Here is a 16,109-nt window from a genome sequence, read left to right as displayed (position 1 = left end):
TGTACTATATGTCGATACGTGATTAACGGACGTAGGAGCGGTAATGACGTATCATAATATAATAAGCCTCAGCCATGCCGAAGCGTCATTCCTTACCAGCTTGGCAGCAAGTGGGAAGCAGATCTTCGCAACGAAGGATGCGTACGAAGTACTCGGCGAAGGCAGGGCGACCAGGGATGCGTTGGCGCGACTCGTCGACAAGGGCTGGCTGGAGCGCATTGAGAAGGGGAAGTACCTCATCGTCCCACTCGAAGCCGGCCCGGACCGCACCTGGACCGAGGACGCCTACGTCATTGCGGGGCACCTGGTGAGTCATGCCGTGGTGGGCTACTGGTCCGCCCTCAACTACTGGAAACTCACCGAGCAGGTCCCCCGCGTTACCTACGTGCAGACGACCGCACGCAAGGAACGCCGCACACCACAGGTTCTCGGGATGCGGTTTCGGATCGTCCGGGTGAAGCCTCGGAAGTTCTTCGGTTGCCACGTATACCGCGCCGGGGAATTCCAGGTCGAGGTCACGGATCGGGAGAAGACGATCGTGGATTGCCTCGACAGGCCCGAGCTGAGCGGAGGAGTGGGCCAGGTCGGCGAGGCGTTGCTTGCAGGAGACGGCGACTTCGACTGGGACCGAATGACGGATTATCTGCACCGCTTTGGCTCCGGCGCCGTTGTGAAGCGGCTCGGGTTTCTGGTCGAGAGCGTTGAGCTGACCCATCCTCCGGAGCGGGCGGTGCTGCATGGATGGCTGGATCTCCTCACTGCCGGAATCAGCAAACTCGATCCGTCCACTCCAAGGAAGCCCCACCGGATCGCCACCCGCTGGCGAATTGAAGTCAATCTCCCGGAGGAAGGGCTCCGGAGGCGGACATGATTCGGGACGGGGAGATCCGCCGGCGCGCGCGGGTGGCGGGTGTCGAACCTCGGACCATGGAGCTGGATTACGCGCTAGGGTGGGCCCTCCGAGGCATCGCAGAACACCCGTTCCCGGCCGGGCGGTTGGTCTTCCAGGGTGGGACCTGCCTGCGGAAGTGCTACTTCCCGGACTACCGGTTCTCGGAAGACCTCGACTTCACCGCAACCGAGTGGTTTGGCTGGGAGGAGTTCGAGAAGGCGGTCGGCGAGGCATTCGCAGCAGTTCAGAGGGCCAGCGGTATCAACTTTGCGGCCCGGAACTCGAGGTTGCGAGTCATTGATGATCAGTACGGGCGAGAGAGTCTGCAGTTCACTCTTTACTGGCGCGGACCGCATGCTTCCGGTGGATCCCCACGCGGCCTTCGCCTCGACATCACGCGGAACGAAGTACTGGCGTTCAGCCCCGTGTTGCGCCCGCTATTCCATCCCTTCTCCGACGCCGACGATCTGGGGGAGATCCAGTTGACGTGTTATGCCCTGGAGGAGGTCATGTCCGAGAAGGTCCGAGCCGTCCTCGGTCAACGCATCTACGCCGTGTCGAGAGATCTGTACGACATCTTCTCGCTCCTGGAGCACGTAGATGAACGGAACGTACGAGCCAGCCTGCCCCGGAAACTGGATGCCAGAGAAGTAGATTGGGAGGGTGCGCACCTGGATCGTATGACGGAGCGCGAGGACGAGTTCCGGACCGACTGGGAGCGGAATCTGGCTGCCCTGCTCCCTCCGGGTGCTGAGCAGGAGTTCGACGAAGTATGGGTCAGGGTAGCGGAATATGTGAGACGGATCGCCGCAGGGCTGCGTGATAGGCGCGTTTCGGAATCGCCGTGAAGCCTGTGCTGCGCCGCCCTACACCCCTGCGGCGCCCCCCCCACCCCGTCGATACCCCAACACCCCAGGCAGGAACACCACCATCCCCGGTACCATGGCGATCTTGACGATCTTGCTCCACAGATCCACGACGAGTTCGTGCTGAACGTCCCGCTCGCATCGATGGTCGAGGCGTTCGACACCGTCGACATGAACTCCGGACGCGTAGCCGACAAGTTCGAGCTCTCAGGTCTGACACGAGGCGCGGCGACCGTAGTCGATGCGCCCACCGTGGAGGAGTCCCCCATCCATTGCGAGTGTCGCATCATCGACTCACTTGAGGTGCCGCCCGAACGGAAGCTCTTCATCGCGGAGGTCGTGGCGACGACCGCCAGCGAGGGCGCAGTCGACGACGCCGGTCGCCTGATCGTGCCCGGTGTGGACTTCTTCGGGATGACCGCCGGGAGCGGCGAGCACTACACGATGGGTCGCCGGGTCGGCAACATCGGGATGACCGTCGGGCGGAGCGACATCAAATACTGACCTGGTTCATCGCATTGATAGCGCCCGCCTTACTCGCCGTCTCCCCGCCGACGCGGGGTCTGCTGTGCCGAGCCAGCCCCGTAGGCATGACTTGAGTCGGGTCTGTCGGTGAGGGGACCTGACAAGTCTCCGTCCGATTGACGTTGGAGATAGCTGAGCGCCGCGCAAGCCAGCAGGCCGGACCGTGACTGGCCTTCCCTCGCCGCGGCCCGGTCCACGATGGCCAGTACCCGCTCAGGCAGTGTGATGTTGATTCGTTTCGTCTTGCTCGAGAGTTTCGAAATATCCACGTCGGCAATCGCCCACACACCACCTCGGTAGTCGTCGTTCCCCTGGTGTGCTTCCAGCGAGGTCCTGGCCGGGACCGGTTCGCCGTCCATCAGCAGCCCCTCGATATGGCACGCGATCGCCTCCCGGGCCGACTCGATCACTTCGTCGAGGGTGTCACCGGCTGAGAAACAGCCAGGAAGATCGGGCACGGTGACTCCATACCCGCTGTCTGCGTCCTTGTGAACCACGATCGGAAAGCGCATCAGCGATCCTCCCATTCCCAACCGGCCTGCCGATAGATGCTGCGAAGCGTCCCGATCGGAATGTCTTTGCTGGGGGTGCTTCACCGTCACTCGACCGGGCTTGTCGGGAGGGACGAACTGGTGGTGGCTTCCGCGAGTGTTCCGAAGCGTCCAGCCATCTGCCACCAGTTTGCGAATGATCTCCCTGCTCGACATGGTGTGTATTATACACACTATATGTTACTTTGACCACTCCGCCCTCAATACCCCAGAAGTTCCGGCAGGAACAGCACCACGCCCGGCAGGAACGCGATGACCACCGTGAGCCCCAACATGAGCCCCAGGTAGGGCCAGAGCGGACGGGCGACCTCCGCCGGCTCGACTCCTCCCACGGAGCAGGCCACCAGAAGGCTTACGCCCACGGGCGGCAGGAACACGGAGATCCCCTGGGTCGCCACGATGACGGCGCCGTAGTGCACCGGGTCGATTCCGAGTTGCATCGCCAGGGGCAGCAGGATCGGCGTCAGCAGGACGACCGCGGGCACGCCCTCGAGGATGGCGCCGAGCAGCAGGAAGATGAGAATCGTGAGGAGCATGAAGCCGGTTTGGCCGCCTCCCATCCCGACCACCGATGACGCCAGCGTCTGGGGCACCTGCATGACCGCGAGGACCCAACCCAGCAGGCGGGCGGCGCCCACCACGAACAGCACCATCCCCGACACCATGGCGGTCTGGACGACCCTCTTCCACAAGTCTCGAGCGCTGAGGGACCGGTACACGGGCCCGGCCAGGAGCAGCGCGTAGGCGACGGCGACCGCGGCGGCCTCGGTGGGCGTGAAGAGTCCGAAGCGGATGCCGCCCAGGATGACCACGATCATGAACAGGGGGAGCACGGCGTCGATCGCGGCGCGGCGGAGTTCCGCGAACGAAGCACGCTCCCCGCGCGGCCACCCTTCCCTCCGTGCCTGCCACCCGATCTGCGTCATCAGGCCCACGGCGATGAGGAGCGCGGGTGCGATCGAGGCGACGAACAGGGCGCCGATGGAGACGTTGCCGATGACGCCGTAGACGACCATGACGATGGCTGGCGGAATGAGAATCCCCATCCCGCACGCGGCCGAGACGATCGCGGTGGCGCGCGCCCGGCTGTATCCGTTCGCCGTCAACTGAGGCACCATGATGCCCCCGACGGCGGCCGCGTCCGCGGACGTGGAGCCCGACACTCCCGAGAAGAAGATCTCGGCCATGATGACCACCTGCCCGAGCCCTCCCGGGAGGTGTCCCACGAGCGACCGTGCGAGCGTCACCAGGCGCCGGCTGATCCCCCCCACGTCCATGACGAAGCCGGCCAGAATGAAGAGGGGTACGGCAAGCATGGGGAAGGAATCCATCCCCGCGACGATCTGCTGCGGGATGATGACGAGCGGGAGGTCCGCCACCACGATGGCGATAACGGCCGCGAGCGCGAGCGCGAACCCGATGGGCACGGCAACCAGCACCAGGACGCCGAAGATGCCGAGGAGGAGGCCGCCCATCAGCCGGTCTCCTCGGCCGAGTGGTCGCCTTCGGCCGAGTCATCGCCCGCCCGCCCCGCCAGCATGTGGATCACCATCAGCGCACCGGACACCGGCACCGCGGCATAGACGAGAGCGACGGGCAGGTTCAGGGCCGCGGAGCGCTCTCCCATCGTGAGGTCCATGAGGGCGATGCCCGTGGCGATGAGGAGGAGCGAGAACATCAGCACGACCGCTCCGGCGAACGCCTCCACAATCCTTTTCGCGCGCGGGGCCAACCGCCCGGTGACCTGATCGAACCCGAAGTGAGCCCGACGTGCCACCGCCAGCGAGGTCCCGAGCAGCGACATCCAGATGAAGCAGAAGCGCGAGGCCTCCTCGCTCCAGGGATTGGGGTAGGCGAACAGGTAGCGCATGAGGACCTGCAGGAGGACCACGACGGCAACCGCGATCACGAGGCCGCCCACGGCGTACGTCTCGAGCGCGATCAGAACTCGGTTGAGCGCCCGCAGTCGCTTCGTCATCCGGTCACTCTTGGACCCGCCGGGTCTCTGACGATTTGCATTACTACTTCAGATTATCATGATAGATTGAAGTACAGGTTCAAACGATCACTCATTCCACGTTTCGGGGATCGTTCTACCGGCCACCCGGAGCCGCACGCGCCGTCTCCGCCACCAGCTTCGAGATCAACGCCTCGCCATCTGGCAGCCGAGCAGCCAGGTCGTCCCAGACGCGCGGTCTGACGGCCGGGGCGAACGGCGCCAGGTTCGGTCGGGAGATCTCCACGCCGGCCGCGCGCATTTCCTCCACCGCGTCCGCTTCCATCCGGCGCGCGACTTCGCTCTGGTAGGCGAGCGCGTCCGCCGCGGAGCGGTCCACGGTCTCCCTGATGTCCGGGGGAAGCGCCGTATAGAACGGCTCGTTCACCAGGAGGGTGATCGGGTTGTAGGTGATGGACGTGAAGCTGTAGAACTTCGCCACCTCGTGGAGCCGGCTGCTCACGAACCCGATGGCGTTCGCCTCCCCGCCGTCGATTACGCCCTGCTGGAGCGCGGAGTAGACCTCGCCGTAGTTCATCGGGGTCGCCTGGACGCCCAGCGCGGAATAGGCCGCCAGGTACGTCGCGTTCTGGAGGACCCGAAGCTTGAGGCCGACGAGATCCTCGGGCGCCTCGACCGGCCGGCGCTTGTTGTAGACGTGGCGGAACCCGTAGTCGAGGAAACCCAGCGAGCGGACGCCCGTGCGCTCGAGGAGGAGATCGCGCCACCAGTCTCCCATGGGACCGTTCATCACCGAGAGCCCATGGTCCCGGGTCTCGAACAGGAACGGGAGATCGAACATCTGCCCTTCGGGCACCCAGCCCGAAAGCACGGGAGTGCCCGTGATGGCCATGTGCACCGCGCCGACCTGAATCTGCTCGAAGGCCACGCGCTCGCCCCCGAGTTGTCCCGACGGATAGATGATGACCCGGAACCGCCCATCGGTGCGCTCGAGCATGAGGTCCCGGAAGCGCTCCGCCATGAGGTGGAACTCCGAGTTGGTCGAGAGCACATGGGAGAAGCGAACCTCCCAGGTGGGCAGGTTGGTGGGCGGGTCGGAATCGCCGGGGCCGGGGCCACGGCACGCCACCACCGGGAGTATCGCTACCACCGCCAGGCCGAAGCGGAGCCTGAGGAGCGCTCTAGGCACCCCAGATCGTCTGGCCGGCGTCGATGAACAGGGTGGCGCCCGTCACGAGGCGCGCCTCGTCGTTCGACGCGAGGAAGACGACGGCCCCCACCACGTCGTCAGGGGCGCCGATCTCCCCGAGGGGGATGCGGGCGAGGCGGCGCTCACGGAAGTCGTCCTGTGCGATGTCGGCCCGGTTCATGTCGGTCTCGATCAGACCCGGTGCGACGGCGTTCACCCGGATCTTGTGGGGCGCGAGCTCGAGCGCCATCTGCTTCGTGAGCATCTCGACCCCTGCCTTCGACACGCAGTAGTGGGTGAGGGTCGGGGCAGCCACCGCCTGCCCGGCGGACGACACGTTGACGATCGCGGCCGGCGTCCCGGCTTCGACCATGCGGCGTCCTGCCGCCTGACCGACCAGGAAATAGCCCTTCAGGTTCACGTTCAGAATGGCGTCCCACTCCTCCTCGCTGATCTCGAGGAGGGGCGTACGCTTCAGGATCCCGGCGTTGTTCACCAGGATGTCGAGGCCACCCAGGAAGTCGTGCGCCTCGGCCACGAAGCGCTCGACATCCGATCGGGAGTCCGTGGAGCCCCGCACGGCGACCGCGCGGCGCCCCATGGCCTCAATCTGACGGACGACGCTTTCGGCATCCTCGCGGCTCCGACGGTAGTTGACCGCCACGTCCGCACCCTCACGGGCCAGGCCCAGGGCGATGCCCCGCCCGATGCTCCGCGAGGCGCCGGTGACCAGAGCACGCTTGCCTTCTAGACGCATGGCCCGCGAATGCACGGTTTGCCGCCTCTCTTCCCCGGCTCCAGGGTGATGCGATCCAAGTGGTTCATGCCCCAGAGTATCCGTTGGCCAGATGGGAGGGTCAAATCCCGCCCGCTGGCACGGCTCTCTGTGACCGCCATCGAGCCCAAGCTCATTCCGCAGCCTGCTGGCCACCTCTACCTTCGTGGCGGTGGTGCGGTATCGGGTGTGACAGGTCCTATCCTCTCCCGGAGCGATCCATGAAGCCCTCGGTTCGAGTCGGACTCGCCTGCTCGTTGGCATTCGTCGCGACCCAGGCGGCAGTTGCCCAGTCCTTTCCCTCCGACGACCCCGTCATCCGGGCGATCTGGGAGGAGGGCGTCGAGCGCTCACAGGTCTACGAACTCGGCCAGGTGATGATGGACTCGATCGGGCCGCGCCTTACCGGCTCGTCCGCCATGGCCGGCGCCAACGACTGGGCGGTGGCCAGGTACGCGGAGTGGGGCATCGAGGCGTACAAGGAGAGATACGGCACATGGCGGGGATGGGAGCGGGGGATCAGCCACATCGATCTCGTCTCGCCGCGCGTGCGATCGCTGGAGGGCATGGCGGCCGCATGGAGCCCGGCCACGGACGGGCCCGTCGAAGCGGACGTCGTGGTTCTGGCGGACGCGGGCGGCCCCGAAGCGTTCGAGGCGTGGCTACCGGAGGTGCGCGGCAAGTTCGTCCTCATCTCGCGACCCGAGTCGAGTTGCCGCCCGGAGGACAACCTGGAGTGGTTCGCCCGGCCCGAAACGCTGGCCCGCATGACCGAGGAGCGCGAGCGCGCGGCCCGAGAGTGGCGCGAACGCGAGGAGAACACGGGTCTCGATCGGCGCCTGCTGCCGGAGGCGCTGGACGCTGCCGGGGCCGCCGGGATCATCCGCTCGCAGTGGTCGGAAGGGTGGGGCGTGAACAAGATCTTCGGCACCGGGGCGGAGCGAGCGCCGGTCGTCGACCTGAGTTGCGAGGCATACGGGCTCGTGTACCGGCTGGCCGAGAACGGTCAGGGGCCGGTGCTGCGCGTCGACGCCCGGGCTCGTTTCCTCGGCGAGGTGCCGGTCTTCAACGCAATCGCCGAGATCCCCGGCACCGCCGAACCCGAGGAGTACGTGATCCTCGGAGGTCACTACGACTCCTGGGACGGCTCCGACGGCGCGCTGGACAACGGCACCGGCGCGGTCGCCATCATGGAAGCGATGCGCATCCTGAAGCGGGCGGTCCCGAACCCCCGCCGCACCATCATCGGCGCCCTCTGGAACGGCGAGGAGCAGGGTCTGAACGGGTCACGCGCCTTCGTCGAGGACCACCCCGAGATCCTCGCGCGCACACACACGGTGTTCAACGTGGATCACGGGAACGGGCCGGTCACCTTCATCCCCATGCAGGGGTTCGCCGGAGCCGCCGGGCGCTTCGGCGACTGGCTCGGGAAGATCCCGAGCGAACTCGCGGATCTCGTCACCCTCGAGATCCCGGGGATGCCCGAATCCGGCGGGACGGACCACGCGTCCTTCCTGTGCGCGGGAGTGCCGGCATTCAGCTTCCACGTCGGAGCCGGCCGGGGCGACGACTCCCCCATGGACATCAACCGCTGGGACACGAGCATCTACACCTGGCACACCAACCGCGACAGCTTCGACAAGATCATCTTCGAGGACCTGCGCGACGACGCCGTGATGACCGCGCTGCTCGTCTACCTGGCCTCCGAGGACCCGAACCGGATGCCGCGGGACCAGCGCGCGATGCCGCCCGGCTCGCAATGGCCGGACTGCCGCCCCCCGGCGCGGAGTTCCGGGGAGAGCAACCGCTAGGGAGCCGCCCACCAGGCCAGCGGAGGGCGAAGCCCGAGCGCACCGAGACGTCTGCCCGACACCTGTGCTCACACAGGACGTGCCCGGGAGAATTTGGCCAGCGAAGGGGGCGAAGCCCACGAGCGCACCGAGAATTCTGCCGGGCGCAATTTGACTTCCGAAGGAAGGAAACATGCGCCCGGGAGAATTCGAATCCCCAACCTCCTGATCCGTAGTCAGGTGCTCTATCCAGTTGAGCTACGGGCGCTGGGACCGGTCGACTGCGACCGGCGATGTCGTGCGCGCGAGGCCGGAAGCCCCGCGGTGCCGCATGCCCAGGAGAGGATTCGAACCTCCACGTCCGTAAAAGGACACTAGCCCCTCAAGCTAGCGCGTCTGCCAGTTCCGCCACCTGGGCCGGTGATGCTCGGGGGGGGAGTCGAACCCCCACGGGAGTTAAATCCCACAGGATCCTGAATCCTGCGCGTCTGCCAGTTCCGCCACCCGAGCCTGCGCCCCTGAACCCTCAGGTCCGGGAGTTTCCCCCACAGACCCGGTGCTGCCCGGCTCCGTCGGGACGAGTGCGCCCGACAGGATTCGAACCTGTGACCTCTTGCTCCGGAGGCAAGCGCTCTATCCAGGCTGAGCTACGGGCGCAGACACGAAACGCGTCGCCGGAAAAAGAGGCGACGCGCCGTGGACGCAATCTAATGGGGTGGGGACCCGGAGTCTACAAGGCCGACGACGGCTCCCCCAAGGTTTTAGGCCTCGGCGCATGTCTGCCACGTCTCGTTCGCCAGGGGCTCCCGGGCCAGTGCGTCGAGCCGGTGGCGCCAATTCGGCAGCACGCGGTCGAGGATGCTTCGGAAGCGCTCGTTGTGGCCGCGCTCGATCAGGTGGACCATTTCGTGTACGACGACGTATTCCAGACACGACACAGGCTTCTTGGCCAGCTCCGAGTTAAGCCAGATGCGGCCGGCCTCACGGTTGCAGGTGCCCCAGCGCGTCTTCATGCGACGGATGCGCCAGTCCGCCACGGTGACGCCGACACGGGGTTCCCACTTGGCGACGATGTCGGGGATTCGCTCCCGCAATCGGCCCCGATACCAGTGGTACAGCATGGCCTCGCGCGCGTCGCGGCCCGTGTCGGGTCGGATCCGCATCTCGATCCAGCCGGCATTGCGCAGACGTGTGGCAGTTGGGCCGTCCGACACGACCACGTCCAAGCGGTAGCGACGACCCTCGAAATAGTGGCTCTCGCCGCTGACAAACTCGCGTTGCGACTGGCGGTCCTGCCGCTGAAATTCGTCGCGGCGGCGGCGAATCCAAGCCAGCCGGGAGATCACGGCCAGCCGCACCCCGTCGTCGTCGAGCCGCAGCGGCGCCGCGACCCGCACTCTTCCCTCCGGAGGGTAGACGCCCACGTGCAGGTTCTTGATGTCCTTGCGGACCACCTCGACCGGGATGCCGCGGATCTCCATCCGGGCGTGGTCAGTACTCATGCTGCGCCTTCACGATTTTGAAGATCGCCTGCGCGTGTTCCTCGCCGTTTGGGCCGAGGGCATCGCGGATCGCTCTCAAGATCCTCCTCTCCTTGATGGGGTGGTCGCGCCAGCCGGCCATCAGGGTCTGGCGAACCGCCTCATCGATGGCCAGCGCTGCGGCTTCGCCGGGATCAGGCCAGGGTTCCGCGCCGGGCTCGGCCACGCGTTCCGAAAGCAACTCGTCCGGCAGGTTGTCGTAGATGGCCCGGAGCGCCGGCTTGTTCATGCTGGGGGGATACGAGCCGCCGCCTTCCCCGCGCTTCACCTTCTCCGCGAGTTCGATGACCTTCCTCAGGTAGGCTTCGTACTCGATCGCTTCTTCCCTGCGTTGGTTGACCAGCGCCTCGAGCACGGCGGACATCTTCTCGTAGTACTTCGGATTCACGGCCATCTCGTCTACGATCAGGCGGCGCACGTTGTTCTCGATCGTCTCGGCGACGGCGCGCCGGCTGCGCCGGATCCCTTCCGGGAGCGAGTCGATCGCGTCGCTGCCGTTCCTGATGAGCAGGTCAACGAGCGTCATGTCGTCGAACGCGGTAACGACCTCGCTGTCCTCGGCTCTGATGTAGTTGTCGAGGAGGTGCCTCATGGCGGGCTCGAACAGCTTGAGATCGACGTAGTCCCCGCTGGCCAGCTTGACCTCCTGGCGGACCTTCTCGTAGTGGCTCACCTCCTCCCGGATGGCCTGCCGTTCGGCCTCGGTGTAACCGGCCTCGATCATCTCGTTGGCCAGGTTCGCGTAGGCACGCAGGCAGGCCGCCACCATTCTGTACAGCGTGAGCCGCTTCCGTTCGTTGGCGGCAAGCTCCCCGGCGGGGTCGCCTGTTCCGTCGTGACAGAAGTAGCGCAGGTACGCCTCCGTGTCCCGGGGCGGCTCAACGGGTTCGCACAGCGCCTTCACTGCTTCGCGGGTCTCCTCCAGCCGCTCCCGCCCCTGTTCGAGACGATCCTTCAGCAGGCCTTCCACGTCCTCGCGGTCATAGCCCTCGAACGCTTCGCCCGTGTAGTCCCTGATCGCGCCTTCGAGCGACCGGAACAGGTCCTTGTAGTCGATGACGTAGCCGTACTCCTTGTCCTCTCCGTGCAGCCGGTTGACCCTGCAGATCGCCTGGAAGAGACCGTGGTTCTGCATTCTCTTGTCGATGTAGAGATACGTCGCCGGCGGGGCGTCGAAGCCGGTGAGCAGCTTGTCGACGACGATCAGGAGCTTCATCTTCCCCGGCTCGTTCACGAAGCGCCCCTTGACGTCCTTCTCGAACTGCTCGGCCTTGTGCATGGCCTTGTCCGCGGGCTGACCGAAGTAGTCCGCCAGCATCTTCCGGTAGACATCGTACTTGAGCAGCTTCTCGGTGAGGCCTTCGCCCGTCTCTTCGCCCTTGATGTCCCCAGCCGCCGGGCTGTATGAGGTGACGATGGCGCACTTGCCCTTCAGCTCGGATTCGCTGAACACCTCGAAGAAGCGGCAGGCCGCGTAGACGCTGTCCGACACGAGCATGGCGTTGCCGCGGTCATTCTGCAGGCGGTCCCTGGTCTCCATGTCCATCAGGATGTCGGCCGCGATCTTCCGAATCCGGTCCAGCGAACTCGTGACCTTGCGCATCGTGCCCCACTTCTGCCTGAGTTGCGCGCGGGCCAGGTCACTGAGGCCCTTCGTCTTCGCGTCGAACCACCGGTCGATCTTCTCTTCCGACGTGATGTTCTGGTCGATGTCGCGTGCCTCGTAGCGCAGGTCCAGAACCACGTTGTCGTCGACCGCCTCGTCGTACTTGTAGGTGTGGATGTACGGGCCGAAGGTCTCGATGCTGCGCTTCTTGTCGGACTTGAGGAGCGGTGTCCCGGTGAAGCCGATCAGCGTGGCGCCGGGAAGGATCGCCTTCATGGCGGCGTGCAGCTTGCCGGACTGGGTCCGGTGACATTCGTCCACGAAGACGAAGAGCTCGCCCGGGGCCCGGAAACCGCCTGACACTTGGGCGCGGAGATCGTTGACGTAGCGGTCGATGTTCCCTTCCTCGGAGCTCCCGAACTTCTGGACGAGGGAACAGATCAGCGAGTGGGCGGGATCACGAAGTGCTTCCACGAGGTCGGCTCCGCTCTTCGTCCGGTAGATGTCCTCGTCCACACCCATGAAGACCTTCTCGATCTGCTCGTCAAGCTCGGTGCGATCGGTGACGATGAGGATACGGCCGTCGACGTCCTTGAGTTCGCGGATCCACTTCGCCAGCCACACCATCGTGAGGCTCTTCCCGCTGCCCTGGGTGTGCCAGATGATCCCGCCTTCGCGGCGGCGGACGTAATCCCGGGCCGTCTTCACGCCGAAGTACTGGTTGTGGCGGCAGATCTTCTTGACGCCGGCGTCGAACACCACGAAGTCGTGGATGACTTCGAGCAGACGGTCGGGTGCGCAGAGGTGGCCGAGATCGGCAAGGAGGGGAGAGGTGGCGTCGTCGTGGTTGAGAGCGTCGGCTTCCTTCCAGCGGAGCCAATACTTCTCGCGGGTCTCGATCACGCCGTAGCGCAGCCCTTCGGTGTCGTTGCCCGCCATCACGAGCTGCACCGTGGAAAAAAACGGCTGGATGAATTCCTTCTTCTGATTGTCCAGATTCTGGCGGATTCCCTCCGCCACCGAGACGGTCGAGCGCTTGAGTTCGAGTACGCCGATCGCGATCCCGTTGACGTAGAGCACGATGTCGGGCCGCTTCGTGTTGTGGCCGAGCACCGTCACTTCTTCGGCGATGGCGAAGTCGTTGGCGGCCGGATTCTCCCAATCGATCAGGTTGACGGTGAGCGTGGACTCGCCGAGCGCGGGCCGCACCTTCGCACCGTAGCGGAGAAGGCTGTAGACATCGCGGTTGGCGTCGTAGAGCGCCCTTCCCCCGCCCAGAGCCGCAGCCTTGTCGAGCCTGTCCAGCACTTTGGTCGTGATGGCCGGGTCGTGGCCCTGGCGCGTGAGAAACTCCGTGAGGATTTCGGGTTCGATGTTCCGGTTGTTCGGGCGTTCGTGCCACTTGCCCAGGTATCGGTAACCGAGAGTGTCGCGGAAATGGTCGATGACGCGGCGCTGGGTCTGGATCTCGAGTTCGCCGACGGCGGTCATCGGGGGCCTTCGGGGTCGGGGCCGGCAGGTTTCTGGTTGTTTTCTGGTTGCTTTCTGGCTGAACCAGAAATTCCGGGTTCAAGGACCTGCCAGTGGCCTGCTCGCGACGATCCGACCCGAACGATCGCCCCGGATGCCTTCAGGCGGCGCATGTGGTACTTGATTCCATCCAGCGTGAGGCCGACGCGCTCCGCAAGCTGCTTCCGAGTCATCCGGGGTTCAGCGGCCAAGAGAGCCAGGATTCGTTCCGGGACGGTTTTGGGGTAGTGATTGGGGTAGTCTGCCCCGGTTTTGGGGTAGTGATTGGGGTAGTCGAAGCAGCTTTCTGGGTAGTCTGCTCCGTTTTCCGGCTGGTCTCCGCCTTCCGCCAGATCCGGGTCACGAAACCCGCGCCGGCCTCGAACTCCGGCTCCGGCAGGCCCGCCTCGGCGCAACGCCGGATCATGTCCACCGTCCCGGTGCCCATCCTCTCGATGTAACGCAGCAGGTACATCGACTCGGCAATCAGCGGATTGGCAGGCAGCGACTGGTGCGCCACACGGAGCTTCTCCACGGTGAGCGAAGGAGGCAACCGGCCGGAATTCATGACTTCCAGCCGGTCCGCGAAGAGCATGACCTGAACGCTGCTGTTATCGGTGTAGTCCCGGTGCGCCACCGCGTTCACGATGGCCTCGGTCACGACCTCCGTCGGGATCTCGTAGGCCACGGGCGCCTGGACCGTCTCCGCTCTCGTGCCCACGGCCAGAGCGATCTTGCTCATCACGAAGTCCACCGCCTGGTCGACCAGCTCGAAGACCGTGCCCTTGTACACCTGGTAGGAAGGAATCGGCTTGGCGACCTCGGTCCCGTGGAAGTGCGCGCACTTGACTTCCGAAGAGATGAGGAAGCGTTGCGGGGCCTTGCCGAACAGCAACACGGCGGCGTTCGTGAGCCGTCCCCGGTTCAACAGGTTCAGGTGCCTGAGCAGGTCCGCCGGGGGCGTCTCCTCCGGCAGCGGGAACTTCCGCGACCTCCGCGCTATGCGAATGAAGCGGTACATGCCCTCGACATTCAGGTCGTCAAGGGTGGCGCCCGAGCAGCGGGCGGCGTCGAACGGCCCGAAGCGCAACAGCTTCGTGAGCCGTCCCCGGTTCAACAGGTTCAGGTGCCTGAGCAGGTCCGGCGGGGGCGTCTCCTCCGGCAGCGGGAACTTCCGCGACCTCCGCGCTATGCGAATGAAGCGGTACATGCCCTCGACATTCAGGTCGTCAAGGGTGGCGCCCGAGCAGCGGGCGGCGTCGAACGGCCCGAAGCGCAACAGCTGCTTCGCTTCCAGATACTGGACGAGTGCGGCGTAGCCCGCCACCAACTCCGCCGGGGTAACGAAGCGCCTCCTTACCAGTCCGCCCTGTGCTCCGTTGATGAGCGCACGCATCTTCGGGTGGCGCTCGCCTCCCTCGGCGCCCTTCACGAAGATCAGCCGGTGCTTCTCCAGCTCGGTGGCCCGGTCGAACTCGCGCTCCGTGGGCGAGATTCCATCCGCGTCCTCGAACCCGTAGTCGGTACCGAACAGGCCGACGTAGATCTCGCACCGCTCGACTTCGTCCAGATAGACCTCGTCGGGCCGTCGGTCGGAAGCCGGCGCGTCCTCGAAGAGAAAGACCTCGAAGAAGCGTCGCATCAGCGGATCGCCGCGCACGTAGTCGCGCAGATGCTCCCGCTCCCGTGAGAACTCGCGCTGGACGCTGCTGACGAAGATGCGGATCGGCGTCATCCGCCCGGATCGTCCTCTGGAACCGCTTCCGGGATGGGAAGGCGGATGGAACCGGTGAGGAGCTGCTGCATCATGCCCTGTTTGAGGGCGCGGGCCTTGTCGAGGCGCCGCTCCAACGCTTCGATCTCGGCGTCCATGTCGGAGAGGACGGCGGCGATGGCCCGCTGCTCCCGGACGGGCGGGAGGGGAAGCTCGATCTCAGCCAGATGATCGGCGCGAATATGGACGACGGCATCTCCCTGAGCCATGCGCGCCTTCTGGCGGGCTGCGACCGGGGCGTTCAGTAGGTGCGCGAGGTAAACCGGATCCTGTCCGGGCGCCCTCAGGACGATGATGTCTCCACCAGCATAGGCGGGCTCCTCGCCGATGTACGCAACGCAAATGCCGATTTCCTCTGCCGTCTCCCCCGAACCAGCAAACAGCAGTTCACCCTTCTCGATTCGCAACGCTGTTGCCGCTACGTCCTTCGGGATCCGGGATACCGGGTTGACCACATAGTTCTGATATCGTGTGTAGAGTTCTCCGTACCGCACACAACGGGCTCCGGTTTCCCGCAATTCGGTTCGTCTGATCCCCTTGCCTTTGCGGAATGCTCCCAACTCTCCCAGCCGCCTCCCCGCCCACTCGCCGCCAAACCCCGGCAGCCGGGTCCTTCCAGTCAGGAGTTGCTGCATCGTGGCTTGCTTGGTGGCCTGCTTCTTGGCAATCAGCGCCTCCAGTGAGCGGATCAGTTCGTTAGAGTCCGATAATGCAGCGGCGATGGCGCGCTGCTCGCGTCGTGGCGGCAGCGGAATTCGCATGCCGGCGATCGTCTCCATCCGAACTGAATCGACGGAGGACTTCGCCGTCATAGACATGATGCGATGGCGGAATCGTTCACTGAACTGGAAGAAGAAGTAGCGCCCATCGAGGCGGTCCGAGAAATTGGAAATCCGATAGACCCGTTGATGCACGTCAAACCGGCCATGGATGTAGTGGAACACCTTGCCGGTCCCGACTCCGTCACCCGCCGTCAGTACGGCTTCACCATTGTACGAATAGGTGTTGATGCGCTCGACTTCCTGAGATCGAACAAAAAACGGGTACTTTCCGCCCTCTCGCTTGTCTTGTGTATTCTTCGAGCCAGTCTTGATCGACGCATGTCGATCAATCCTGTCCACGTTCCAATCCTCC

14 protein-coding genes, 4 tRNA genes and 1 pseudogene are annotated in these 16,109 nt (G+C 65.1%); 4 read left to right on the top strand and 15 right to left on the bottom strand.

The genetic code is table 11. The annotated features are described in order from the left end of the window. Window positions 1-43 precede the first annotated feature (43 nt). From ACN9M6_RS10680 to ACN9M6_RS10670, 3 genes are all read left to right on the top strand, one after another. Window positions 44-871, top strand: a complete 828-nt coding sequence (locus ACN9M6_RS10680) for a type IV toxin-antitoxin system AbiEi family antitoxin domain-containing protein (protein WP_419162896.1) — start codon at window positions 44-46, stop codon at window positions 869-871. Next, the gene (locus ACN9M6_RS10675; protein ID WP_419162895.1) at window positions 868-1,740 is read left to right on the top strand and encodes a nucleotidyl transferase AbiEii/AbiGii toxin family protein; all 873 of its coding nucleotides are present in this window, start codon (window positions 868-870) and stop codon (window positions 1,738-1,740) included. Before ACN9M6_RS10680 ends, ACN9M6_RS10675 begins: the two co-directional genes overlap by 4 nt. Window positions 1,741-1,878: 138 nt before the next feature. Next, window positions 1,879-2,262: a flavin reductase gene (locus tag ACN9M6_RS10670; protein WP_419162894.1), complete on the top strand. Its 384-nt coding sequence runs from the start codon at window positions 1,879-1,881 to the stop codon at window positions 2,260-2,262. Window positions 2,263-2,291: 29 nt separating this feature from the next. On the opposite strand, the gene ACN9M6_RS10665 is transcribed toward ACN9M6_RS10670, so the two are convergent. The 6 genes and pseudogenes from ACN9M6_RS10665 to ACN9M6_RS10640 form a co-directional block, all read right to left on the bottom strand. After that, a complete protein-coding gene (locus tag ACN9M6_RS10665; protein WP_419163745.1) occupies window positions 2,292-2,795 on the bottom strand; it encodes a type II toxin-antitoxin system HicB family antitoxin in 504 nt (167 codons plus the stop codon). Between the two features lie 123 nt (window positions 2,796-2,918). Beyond that, a pseudogene (locus tag ACN9M6_RS10660) lies at window positions 2,919-2,990 on the bottom strand (addiction module toxin, HicA family); the annotation flags it as partial. A gap of 44 nt (window positions 2,991-3,034) precedes the next feature. Next, complete coding sequence (locus ACN9M6_RS10655) at window positions 3,035-4,309, bottom strand: TRAP transporter large permease (protein ID WP_419162893.1); 1,275 nt, start codon at window positions 4,307-4,309, stop codon at window positions 3,035-3,037. Beyond that, window positions 4,309-4,812 (bottom strand): TRAP transporter small permease, encoded by a 504-nt coding sequence (locus tag ACN9M6_RS10650; protein ID WP_419162892.1) that lies wholly within the window; start codon window positions 4,810-4,812, stop codon window positions 4,309-4,311. The genes ACN9M6_RS10655 and ACN9M6_RS10650 overlap by 1 nt, the downstream gene beginning before the upstream one ends. Window positions 4,813-4,927: 115 nt before the next feature. Beyond that, on the bottom strand, window positions 4,928-5,980 hold the full coding sequence (locus ACN9M6_RS10645) for a TRAP transporter substrate-binding protein (protein WP_419162891.1): 1,053 nt from the start codon (window positions 5,978-5,980) through the stop codon (window positions 4,928-4,930). Then, window positions 5,973-6,737 (bottom strand): SDR family NAD(P)-dependent oxidoreductase, encoded by a 765-nt coding sequence (locus ACN9M6_RS10640; protein ID WP_419162890.1) that lies wholly within the window; start codon window positions 6,735-6,737, stop codon window positions 5,973-5,975. Before ACN9M6_RS10640 ends, ACN9M6_RS10645 begins: the two co-directional genes overlap by 8 nt. Window positions 6,738-6,976: 239 nt before the next feature. On the opposite strand from ACN9M6_RS10640, the gene ACN9M6_RS10635 reads away from it, so the two are divergent. After that, window positions 6,977-8,566, top strand: coding sequence for a M28 family peptidase (locus ACN9M6_RS10635; protein ID WP_419162889.1), 1,590 nt, complete (start codon window positions 6,977-6,979; stop codon window positions 8,564-8,566). A gap of 173 nt (window positions 8,567-8,739) precedes the next feature. On the opposite strand, the gene ACN9M6_RS10630 is transcribed toward ACN9M6_RS10635, so the two are convergent. The 9 genes from ACN9M6_RS10630 to ACN9M6_RS10590 form a co-directional block, all read right to left on the bottom strand. Beyond that, window positions 8,740-8,813: transfer RNA gene (locus ACN9M6_RS10630), tRNA-Arg, on the bottom strand. Window positions 8,814-8,877: 64 nt separating this feature from the next. Then, a tRNA-Leu gene (locus ACN9M6_RS10625) sits at window positions 8,878-8,963 on the bottom strand. A gap of 6 nt (window positions 8,964-8,969) precedes the next feature. Then, window positions 8,970-9,055, bottom strand: a tRNA-Leu gene (locus ACN9M6_RS10620). A gap of 72 nt (window positions 9,056-9,127) precedes the next feature. Continuing rightward, a tRNA-Arg gene (locus ACN9M6_RS10615) sits at window positions 9,128-9,202 on the bottom strand. A 104-nt stretch (window positions 9,203-9,306) separates the two neighbouring features. Continuing rightward, a complete protein-coding gene (locus ACN9M6_RS10610) occupies window positions 9,307-10,047 on the bottom strand; it encodes a M48 family metallopeptidase (protein ID WP_419162888.1) in 741 nt (246 codons plus the stop codon). Then, a complete protein-coding gene (locus ACN9M6_RS10605) occupies window positions 10,037-13,183 on the bottom strand; it encodes a type I restriction endonuclease subunit R (protein ID WP_419162887.1) in 3,147 nt (1,048 codons plus the stop codon). Before ACN9M6_RS10605 ends, ACN9M6_RS10610 begins: the two co-directional genes overlap by 11 nt. Further along, window positions 13,180-13,395: a winged helix-turn-helix domain-containing protein gene (locus ACN9M6_RS10600; RefSeq protein ID WP_419162886.1), complete on the bottom strand. Its 216-nt coding sequence runs from the start codon at window positions 13,393-13,395 to the stop codon at window positions 13,180-13,182. Before ACN9M6_RS10600 ends, ACN9M6_RS10605 begins: the two co-directional genes overlap by 4 nt. Beyond that, window positions 13,392-14,936 carry a DUF4062 domain-containing protein gene (locus tag ACN9M6_RS10595; protein WP_419162885.1) on the bottom strand — a complete coding sequence of 515 codons (1,545 nt, stop codon included), beginning with the start codon at window positions 14,934-14,936 and terminating at the stop codon, window positions 13,392-13,394. Before ACN9M6_RS10595 ends, ACN9M6_RS10600 begins: the two co-directional genes overlap by 4 nt. Continuing rightward, window positions 14,933-16,096 (bottom strand): restriction endonuclease subunit S, encoded by a 1,164-nt coding sequence (locus ACN9M6_RS10590; protein WP_419162884.1) that lies wholly within the window; start codon window positions 16,094-16,096, stop codon window positions 14,933-14,935. Before ACN9M6_RS10590 ends, ACN9M6_RS10595 begins: the two co-directional genes overlap by 4 nt. Window positions 16,097-16,109: the final 13 nt, after the last annotated feature.

Source organism: Candidatus Palauibacter sp., from assembly GCF_965197445.1.
Lineage (GTDB): Bacteria > Gemmatimonadota > Gemmatimonadetes > Palauibacterales > Palauibacteraceae > Palauibacter.
Note: the sequence above shows the minus strand (reverse complement) of the source record. Positions and strands in the feature narration are given on the sequence as shown.

Bases quoted from the DNA above. Each gene is read 5' to 3' on its own strand.
- ACN9M6_RS10640 (WP_419162890.1), bottom strand. From the start codon at position 6,737: ATGCGTCTAGAAGGCAAGCGTGCTCTGGTCACCGGCGCCTCGCGGAGC.
- ACN9M6_RS10650 (WP_419162892.1), bottom strand. From the start codon at position 4,812: ATGACGAAGCGACTGCGGGCGCTCAACCGAGTTCTGATCGCGCTCGAG.
- ACN9M6_RS10680 (WP_419162896.1), top strand. From the start codon at position 44: ATGACGTATCATAATATAATAAGCCTCAGCCATGCCGAAGCGTCATTC.
- ACN9M6_RS10675 (WP_419162895.1), top strand. From the start codon at position 868: ATGATTCGGGACGGGGAGATCCGCCGGCGCGCGCGGGTGGCGGGTGTC.
- ACN9M6_RS10605 (WP_419162887.1), bottom strand. From the start codon at position 13,183: ATGACCGCCGTCGGCGAACTCGAGATCCAGACCCAGCGCCGCGTCATC.
- ACN9M6_RS10635 (WP_419162889.1), top strand. From the start codon at position 6,977: ATGAAGCCCTCGGTTCGAGTCGGACTCGCCTGCTCGTTGGCATTCGTC.
- ACN9M6_RS10595 (WP_419162885.1), bottom strand. From the start codon at position 14,936: ATGACGCCGATCCGCATCTTCGTCAGCAGCGTCCAGCGCGAGTTCTCA.
- ACN9M6_RS10610 (WP_419162888.1), bottom strand. From the start codon at position 10,047: ATGAGTACTGACCACGCCCGGATGGAGATCCGCGGCATCCCGGTCGAG.
- ACN9M6_RS10600 (WP_419162886.1), bottom strand. From the start codon at position 13,395: ATGACTCGGAAGCAGCTTGCGGAGCGCGTCGGCCTCACGCTGGATGGA.
- ACN9M6_RS10665 (WP_419163745.1), bottom strand. From the start codon at position 2,795: ATGCGCTTTCCGATCGTGGTTCACAAGGACGCAGACAGCGGGTATGGA.
- ACN9M6_RS10655 (WP_419162893.1), bottom strand. From the start codon at position 4,309: ATGGGCGGCCTCCTCCTCGGCATCTTCGGCGTCCTGGTGCTGGTTGCC.